The organism is Aeromicrobium sp. (assembly GCF_014378035.1).
Lineage (GTDB): Bacteria > Actinomycetota > Actinomycetes > Propionibacteriales > Nocardioidaceae > Aeromicrobium.
The window spans coordinates 1-7,668 of record NZ_JACMOM010000185.1; the positions used below are offsets into that span (position 1 = coordinate 1).

The following is a 7,668-nucleotide window of genomic DNA, read 5'->3' on the forward strand; positions in this document are numbered from 1 at the left end:
AGCTCGATCCCGCGCATGATCGAGCCAAGCGTGCCGTCGAGCACCTCGATGCGCAGGACGTCGTCGGCCTGCAGCAGCATGATGTAGGCGACGTCCACCCCGAGAAGGCGGCGAGCCTGAACAGCGACCTCTTGCAGCACCTCGACCGAGTCGCGTAGGGACGTCAGTCGGCGAGCAAGGTCATTGAGCACCGTGAGCTCGTCGCCGTGCCTCTTGCGCTCGGCCAGGCGCGCCCGAATCTTCAGAGCCAGGTCAGCCTGGGACTCGACCACGGGGTGTTGGTCGGCCGGCGCTGCCGCTACGACGGTCCGGCGGTGGCTTTCAAGGTCGCTGACCGATCGCTCGTCCGCGAGGAGATCGAGCCAGGAACTCGTCGGCCGACCTCGGGTGTCGTTGTAATTTACATTGCGTGGGCTTGCAGTCATCTCTGACGCGTCTCGTTCCAGTAGTTCGCGCAATTTCGGTAACTAGTTTGCTCATGGCCAGTAGAGACGTTCTACAGTGAAAGGTTCAATCTACGGAGTTACAGTCTATTGCGTGCGTCACACTCATGTTGTCTGCTCGAGTTGTGCGTGTGACATCGACAACCCCGTCAGCGACCTTTGTATCCGTTTTATCCGATCGTTTGCCAACTGACCGTCTGGTGACCGACACGGACGTCATCCAGAGCTACGTGCATGACGAAGCCGAGTGGGCGCCCTATGGGGCCCCTCTTCTGGTCGTTCGACCACGCTCGACCGACGAGATCCAAGTAGTGGTCAAGGCATGTATTGAGTTCGGAGTTCCGTTGGTCACGCGCGGCGCCGGAACGGGATTGTCCGGTGGCGCGAACGCGCTCGATGGTTGTGTCGTCGTCTCCACCGACGCGATGAAGACGATCCGTGAGATCAACACCAGCGAGCACTTAGCGGTCGTCGAGCCAGGCGTGGTTAACGACATCTTGCGGGCGGCCTGCGCCGAGCACGGACTTTGGTACCCGCCGGACCCGGCGAGCTCGCCGTGGTCGACGATCGGCGGGAACGTCGCCACGAACGCGGGCGGACTGTGTTGCGTGAAGTACGGCGTGACCCGCGACTACGTTCTGGGAATGACCGTCGTCACCGGCACCGGCGAAATCGTCCACCTCGGCCGTCGGACAGCGAAGGGTGTGGCCGGCTACGACCTGACCGGCCTCATGGTCGGCTCAGAGGGGACGTTGGGTGTCATCACCGAAGTCACCGTGCGTTTGCGACCTATGCAAGAGCCTGAGCGCACCGTTGCCGGGTACTTCGCCTCGGTAGTTGACGCCGGCAAGGCGGTGGCCGCCGTCGCGGCCTCAGGGGTCATCCCTTCCGCTCTTGAGCTCATTGACCGTCATTGCCTCGCTGCGGTGGATGCATGGAAGAACATGGGCCTGTCGGTTGATGCGGACGTCGTCCTGCTCGGGCGATCCGACGCCTCCGGCATGGCCGGTGAACATGAGGCTAGCGAGATGCTTCGGTGCTTCGAGGAGGCTGGGGCCACTTGGGCCGCGCAGTCCACTGATCAGGACGAGGCTGATGCTCTCTTCTCGGCGCGTCGCCTGGCGTACCCAGCCCTAGAACGACTTGGCCCCGTGCTGACAGAAGACGTGTGCGTCCCCAAGGCCGCAGTACCGGAAATGCTGGAACGCATCGAGGCCGCCGCAGTTGCCAACGACGTACTCATCGCGAACATTGCCCACGCAGGCGACGGGAACCTGCACCCGCTCATCAGCACTCCCATCGGAGACGACGAAGCCCGCACACGTGCCCAATCGGCGTTCGACCAGATCATCGCGGACGCACTCGACCTCGGGGGCACGGTCACGGGCGAGCACGGCGTAGGACTGCTGAAGAAGGGTGGACTCTCAGCAGAGCTCGAACCGGCAGTTGTCGAGATGCACCGCTCGGTTAAGAAGGCTCTGGACCCGCACCACATATTCAATCCCGGAAAGGTCTTCGACTGACCGTCGAAACGTCTGGGACACCAATCGTCCTATGGTTCCCCGACCACATCGCGAATCTAGGGCGGGGGTTAACGGGGGAGCGGCAGCCAAGTCGCTTTTCGCACCGCTCGGGCGAATGCGCCGCTCCGTAGTCACGGGGACTCATCTATGTGTAAACCTTGCTGTCAACCGTTTCACGGTTCTTCTTGGTCCCACATACCCAATCCCGAAGGCATTGGCCGCAAATTTGTGGTGGGCGATACCGGGATTGAACCGATGACCTCTTCCGTGTCAGGGAAGCGCGCTACCGCTGCGCCAATCGCCCGTGCTATTCAGTTGTGTCATTCGAGGTGGGTACGGGATTTGAACCCGTGTAAACGGATTTGCAGTCCGTTGCCTCGCCTCTCGGCCAACCCACCGCAGGATGGGTATGGAGACCCTCTCCGAGCGGACAACGAGATTCGAACTCGCGACCCTCACCTTGGCAAGGTGATGCTCTACCACTGAGCTATGTCCGCACTGCCCCAAATTGAGGCGACACAAAACTTTAGCCGATTCCGGACGGTGAACCCAAACCGGGGTCGGCGTAGCGTGGCCCCATGAAGACATGGTTGAACGGACACCTGCTGCAATCACCGGACGAACCTGCGATCAGTGCGCTGGACCACGGCATGATCGTCGGCGACGGAGTGTTCGAGACCATCCAGATCAGTGCCAACCAGCCGTTCGCGCTGACCCGACACCTCGATCGACTGGTCCGCTCGGCAAGGGGACTCGGCATCGGAAAGCCCGATCTCGGTGCCGTTCGCGAGGGCATCGCCGCGACGATGCACGGTCAAGACATCCCGTTCGGCCGCATCCGTGTGACGGTCACCTCCGGGCCGGGCCCCCTCGGCTCCCCGCGGGGGAATGCCGGACTCACCCAGGTGGTCATCGCCGAGGCGTCCGAACGCCCGCCACCGGTGGCAAGCATCCCGGCCGTCGCGTGGCCCCGCAACGAGCGTGGAGCCCTCGCCGGCCTGAAGACAACCTCGTATGCCGAGAACGCACTGATGGTCGAGCACGCGCAGGCCAGAGGGGCGTCCGAGGCAGTCATGCCCAACCCCGCCGGCATGCTGTGCGAGGGCACCGGTTCCAACATCATGTACGTCGTCAACGACCAGCTGATCACGCCGACGCTCGATGCCGGGCCGCTGGCGGGCGTCACCCGTGCGCTTGTGCTCGAGTGGTGCGCTGGTGAGATCGACGTCGTCGAGCGCGATGCACCGATCGACATCCTGCAGACGGCTGACGAGGTGATCCTCGTGGGCACGACGCGCGACGTGCAGGCGATCGAGCGGGTCGACGACCGTCTGCTGGACGCTCCCGGACCCATCACCCAGAGGGCGCAGGAGATCTGGGCTCGCGAGGCCGCGAAGAACATCGATCCGTAACAACCCGACTGTTGCCTCGCTGCCGCTCCAGAACTCGCACGGCAACCTCGCGCGGTCGCGGCACAGCGGATGAGTTAGGGTTTCTGAGGCACGCAGGGGCGATTGGCGCAGTGGTAGCGCGCTTCGTTCACACCGAAGAGGTCACTGGTTCGAACCCAGTATCGCCCACCCTGACGACATCTCTGCTGACCAGCGCAGACGCAGTCCGAAAAATTCGTGGATCAAGGTCCCGCCGCGGCGGCTGTCCGTGTGAAGGCAGCCTCAGCGGCCTCGGCCAGCAGATATGACAGCGGACGCGATTTTTCGTGCTCGGCACGCAGCCCCGACCTGATGTTCAGATCGGGGCTGGACCGTGGTGCCTCGGCTACGTCAGGCTGAGGCCAACCACTTGTCCGGGCCAAAGACCTCATAGTGGATGTTGGCCTCGGGAACATGCTGCTCCACCAGGGTGCGACGCACCGACTCCATGAAGGGCAGCGGGCCGCACAGGTAGATCGACGCGTCGGCCGGTATCTCCACCGTTCCAAGGTCAACCCGGCCTGCGCGCAGGACGTCGCGGGTCGGTCGGACGCCAAGGTCCTCGTACCACCGGTGAAGTGTCGCAGCTGGCAGCTGGGCCACGAGCTCCTTCAGCTCCTGGCGGTGGGCGTGGCGGGCCGGCGAGCGGTCGGCATGCAGGACCAGCACCTCTCGGGTCGAACCGGTGCTGGCCAGGTAGTGCAGGATGCCGATGATCGGGGTGATGCCGATGCCGGCGGAGATCAACACCAGCGGGGCCTCAATGTCCTCGAGGACCAGGTCGCCGAAGGGAGCGGACACCCTGATCTCGTCGCCCTCGAAGAGGTTGTTCTGCAGGAAGTTCGACACCTCACCAGCGGGCACGATCGCGCCATCGTCGGTGTGGCTTGCAGGGAGCGCCTTGATCGTGATTCCCCACTCACTGGACTTCGGGGCGTGGGTGAGGCTGTACTGGCGGATCTGGCGAGCCCCATCGGGGAGCGCCACCTGAACCGAGATGTACTGGCCCGGAAGGGCAGCCGGCAGCGGGCTGTCGTCGGGCGTGCCGAGCACGAAGGACACGGTGTCGGGCGACTCCTGCAGACGACTGCGCAGGACCAAGGTGCGCCACACGTCGCCGGGGGTCACACCGGTCTCGGCGTACAAGCCGTTTTCGATCGTGACCAGCGCATTGGCCATGTGCCAGTAGACCTCGTCCCACGCGGAGGCGACCTCGGGAGTGACCGCGTCACCCAGCACCTCCACGATGGCGGCGAACAGGTGCTCGTGAACGATCGGATATTGATCCTCGGTGATGCCGAGCGAGGCGTGCTTGTGAGCGATCCGGGCAAGCACCTCGAGCGGGTCGCGTCCGTCCTCCGCCACCAGCAGAGTGGCATAGGCGGCCACCGCACCCGCGAGTGCGCTCTGCTGATCGCCCTGGGCCTGATTGCCTCGGTTGAACAGGTTCTGCTCCAACTCGGGGTGCGCGACAAACATCCGCTTGTAGAACACCGGGGTGATGTCGCCGATGGCGGCTCCGATGACGGGCAACGTGGCCTTGACGACGTGGGCGGACTTGGTGGACAACATGGCGGCTCCGTAGGGTTGTCGGCTGCTCGAGCAATCGGTAGGCACGGGTAGCACGTGGATGAGCGGTGCGTGAAGCTGGCGGTCCGGATCTGGGTCGAGCTCCGCGAGGAACGGCTTCAGGCGCGCCAAAGAACATTTAGTGCGCGCCGCACCCGCCCCGCAGGATGCAAACATCCGAAGAATCAGAAAGGTGCCGAATGGCAATGATTCCGAGGGTGGTGACGGAGTTGTTCCGATCAGATTTGCATCTGCTTCCATTGGAGCACCGCGGGTCTTGCCAGGGCAGTGCCAATGGTCCCGTCAAACCAGCGATCAGACCTACGCTGAGGCAGGGTCATCGTGATGACCAGGAGCGTGTCCTCAGAGCGCCCGAAGAGTCTTCTCGAGACTTTTCTTCGCGTCATCACCGAGCTTCTTCAGCGGCAGTCCCATGAGCGGCTCGGCCAGCTTTGCCACGCCATGAAAGACGAACTGGGCCTCGTACGTCACTTCCGAGCCCACCGTGGTCCCCTCGACAGTGATGGTGTCGGTCGAGGTCAGCGCGCCAGTCTCACCGACGAGAGTGATCTGCCTACCTGGCTCCACCTTCGTGACCGTGTAGATGATCTCGACCTCTTTGCCGGCGAACTTCGAGATGTTCCGATAGACGGAACCGACAGCACCGTCTCCAGACTCCAGCGTGGTCTTCACAGTGCCCGGGTCCCAGTCGTTGGTGCTGCGAAAGTCGGAGAGGTACTCCCAGACCTGGGCGGCAGGCTTGGCGACGGTGAAAGTACGTTCGATCTTCTTCATGGGGCTCCTCGTTCAGTTGGCTCCGACGTGCCGGCGTGCCGCAGTCGTGGGCGGACGGTCAGGTGGTCGGATTCGTTCAGACCAGGTCGGGCTGATGCAGCTCGAGTGCTCCCGGATCGACCTCGGCGACGATCGTCCGCACCTCTTCGATCAGCTGCGGGTAGTCAGGGTCGATCTCGACGGACAGCAGAGGTTTTTCGAGTTCCGGCAGCCCTGCTGGCACGACGTGGTGCACTGCACTGAACTTGGTGACAAGCAGGCGACGAGTCTCTTCGCTGCTGAGCGAGAACATCAGAACGGAGGCGGTCGAGGTGGTGGTCTTGTTGAAGAGCACAGCGATCCTTGGGGATGGCAGTCATCCCGGCTGCTGCTCAACCGGTGGATCCACTGTGACACCAGCGCCGGTCGCCGACAACTCGAGGAGTGAGTCATCTGCGTCACGCTCGCCGTCGGCACGTCCGTTCCGCTGGCGGCGGTGCCGGACGACAGCCACGGCGGCCGGGATCAGCGAGAGGCTGGCGAGACCGATCGTGATGATCTCGATGTGGTGGGCCACGAAGGGAATGGTTCCAAAATAGAGTCCGGCTGCGGCCATGCCCACCGACCAGACAGCACCGCCGATCACGTTGTAGGCAACGAACCGCCGGTACGGCATCCGTCCGATGCCCGCGACGACCGGCACGAAGGTCCGTACGACAGGCAGGAACCTCGCCAAGATCACCGCCTTCGGCCCATGGCGCTCGAAGAAGGCCTGCGCCTTTTCGGCGTGAGAGCTGGCGAAGAGTCGCGATGCGTCGCGCGAGAACACCCGCGGGCCGAAGCGGCGTCCAATCAGGTAGCCGACCTGGTCGCCGGTGATCGCGGCGACAAGGACACCCGCGGCGAAGACCCAGAACGGGACATCGACCACGTGCGAGGCAACGAGTGCGCCGGCGATGAAGAGCAACGAGTCGCCGGGCAGGAAGAACCCGACGAGCAGTCCGGTCTCGGCGAAGATGACAGCCATGACGAGCAGGACGGCCGCGGGGCCGAGCGAGTAAAGCAAAGGCGTGAGTGCGGCGATCATGCCTTGACGCTAGAGGCGCGAACCTGACTGCCGCCTGATTGCGAACCGGGTGTTCACCGAGTCTCCCCAACGGTGGGCGGCGATGCGGACCAGTGTCACCAGGGCGATGGCCATGAACCACGAAGCCACGACGTCGCTCGCCCAGTGATAACCCAAGTACACCCGGCTGGCACCAATGCCGATGCTCAGGAAGATCGCAGCGACCGTGACCACGATCCGCGCACTCCGGTTGCCGACGAGGGGGAGGAGCAGGACCACCACGAGTCCGAGCAGGACAGCGGAATTGAGCGTGTGGCCGGAAGGGAACGAGTAGGTGGAGTCGGAAGCGCCGAGCCGGTCCGTTGCACCTGGTCGCGCTCGCTCGACCAGGTGCTTGACGCCGACGGTGAGAGCAGCCGACACCGACATCGCGGCGGCTGCGAGACCCGCGTGGAACGGACCCCGGCGCTCGAGGAGCGCAATCACCAACAGCAGCGCAAGAAGGCCGACGACGACCTCGCTCCCGATGAACGTCAACACCTGGGCCGCGTGGGTGACGCCGCCCGAGCGTGCCGCGAGGACGTCCGTGGCAACGTGCGGGTCGAGACCGGCGGCGATGCCGTCGTGCTCGCGCGCGGCGTCGGCGAGGACGACAACACCACCGAGCGGCGCTGCGACCAACGAGGCTGGGACGAAGACCCTGGTGGAGCGTGCCAGCACGGTCATGCCGACGGTCATGCCGGATGTGCGTTCATGTGATTTCCTCGGTCGAGACCGGAACCCCGCCCGACCCCAGGGAAGGATCGAGCGGGGCAGATCGAGGTCGTTGGTGGATGAGCTGGGTCAGGCTGCGGAGGACTCCG

The 7,668-nt window shown here is 64.1% G+C and carries 8 protein-coding genes and 4 tRNA genes; 3 read left to right on the plus strand and 9 right to left on the minus strand.

Translation table 11 applies throughout. The features are described 5' to 3' along the window. The coding region (locus H7290_RS09630) for a hypothetical protein (RefSeq protein ID WP_290513802.1) at nt 1-272 on the minus strand (272 nt) is incomplete at its 3' end. Between the two features lie 371 nt (nt 273-643). On the opposite strand from H7290_RS09630, the gene H7290_RS09635 reads away from it, so the two are divergent. Next, entirely contained in the window at nt 644-1,966 is a 1,323-nt protein-coding gene (locus H7290_RS09635) for an FAD-linked oxidase C-terminal domain-containing protein (RefSeq protein ID WP_290513803.1), read from the plus strand. A 229-nt stretch (nt 1,967-2,195) separates the two neighbouring features. Here H7290_RS09635 and H7290_RS09640 read toward each other — a convergent pair. The 3 genes from H7290_RS09640 to H7290_RS09650 form a co-directional block, all read right to left on the minus strand. Next, a tRNA-Val gene (locus H7290_RS09640) sits at nt 2,196-2,270 on the minus strand. A gap of 23 nt (nt 2,271-2,293) precedes the next feature. Beyond that, a tRNA-Cys gene (locus tag H7290_RS09645) sits at nt 2,294-2,364 on the minus strand. Between the two features lie 27 nt (nt 2,365-2,391). After that, nucleotides 2,392-2,463: transfer RNA gene (locus tag H7290_RS09650), tRNA-Gly, on the minus strand. An 81-nt stretch (nt 2,464-2,544) separates the two neighbouring features. Between H7290_RS09650 and H7290_RS09655 the strand changes: the two genes are divergently transcribed. Further along, nucleotides 2,545-3,378, plus strand: a complete 834-nt coding sequence (locus H7290_RS09655; protein WP_290513804.1) for an aminotransferase class IV — start codon at nt 2,545-2,547, stop codon at nt 3,376-3,378. A 96-nt stretch (nt 3,379-3,474) separates the two neighbouring features. Further along, nucleotides 3,475-3,546, plus strand: a tRNA-Val gene (locus H7290_RS09660). 201 nt (nt 3,547-3,747) lie between these two features. Here the strand turns inward: H7290_RS09660 and H7290_RS09665 are convergent. The 5 genes from H7290_RS09665 to H7290_RS09685 all read right to left on the minus strand — a co-directional run bounded on the left by H7290_RS09665 (nt 3,748) and on the right by H7290_RS09685 (nt 7,543). Then, on the minus strand, nt 3,748-4,968 hold the full coding sequence (locus tag H7290_RS09665) for a globin domain-containing protein (protein WP_290513805.1): 1,221 nt from the start codon (nt 4,966-4,968) through the stop codon (nt 3,748-3,750). 360 nt (nt 4,969-5,328) lie between these two features. Then, nucleotides 5,329-5,760, minus strand: coding sequence for an SRPBCC family protein (locus H7290_RS09670; protein ID WP_290513806.1), 432 nt, complete (start codon nt 5,758-5,760; stop codon nt 5,329-5,331). Between the two features lie 76 nt (nt 5,761-5,836). Next, complete coding sequence (locus H7290_RS09675) at nt 5,837-6,094, minus strand: hypothetical protein (RefSeq protein ID WP_290513807.1); 258 nt, start codon at nt 6,092-6,094, stop codon at nt 5,837-5,839. A gap of 21 nt (nt 6,095-6,115) precedes the next feature. Next, nucleotides 6,116-6,826 carry a VTT domain-containing protein gene (locus H7290_RS09680; protein WP_290513808.1) on the minus strand — a complete coding sequence of 237 codons (711 nt, stop codon included), beginning with the start codon at nt 6,824-6,826 and terminating at the stop codon, nt 6,116-6,118. A gap of 9 nt (nt 6,827-6,835) precedes the next feature. Continuing rightward, a complete protein-coding gene (locus tag H7290_RS09685; protein ID WP_290513809.1) occupies nt 6,836-7,543 on the minus strand; it encodes a phosphatase PAP2 family protein in 708 nt (235 codons plus the stop codon). Nucleotides 7,544-7,668 lie beyond the last annotated feature (125 nt).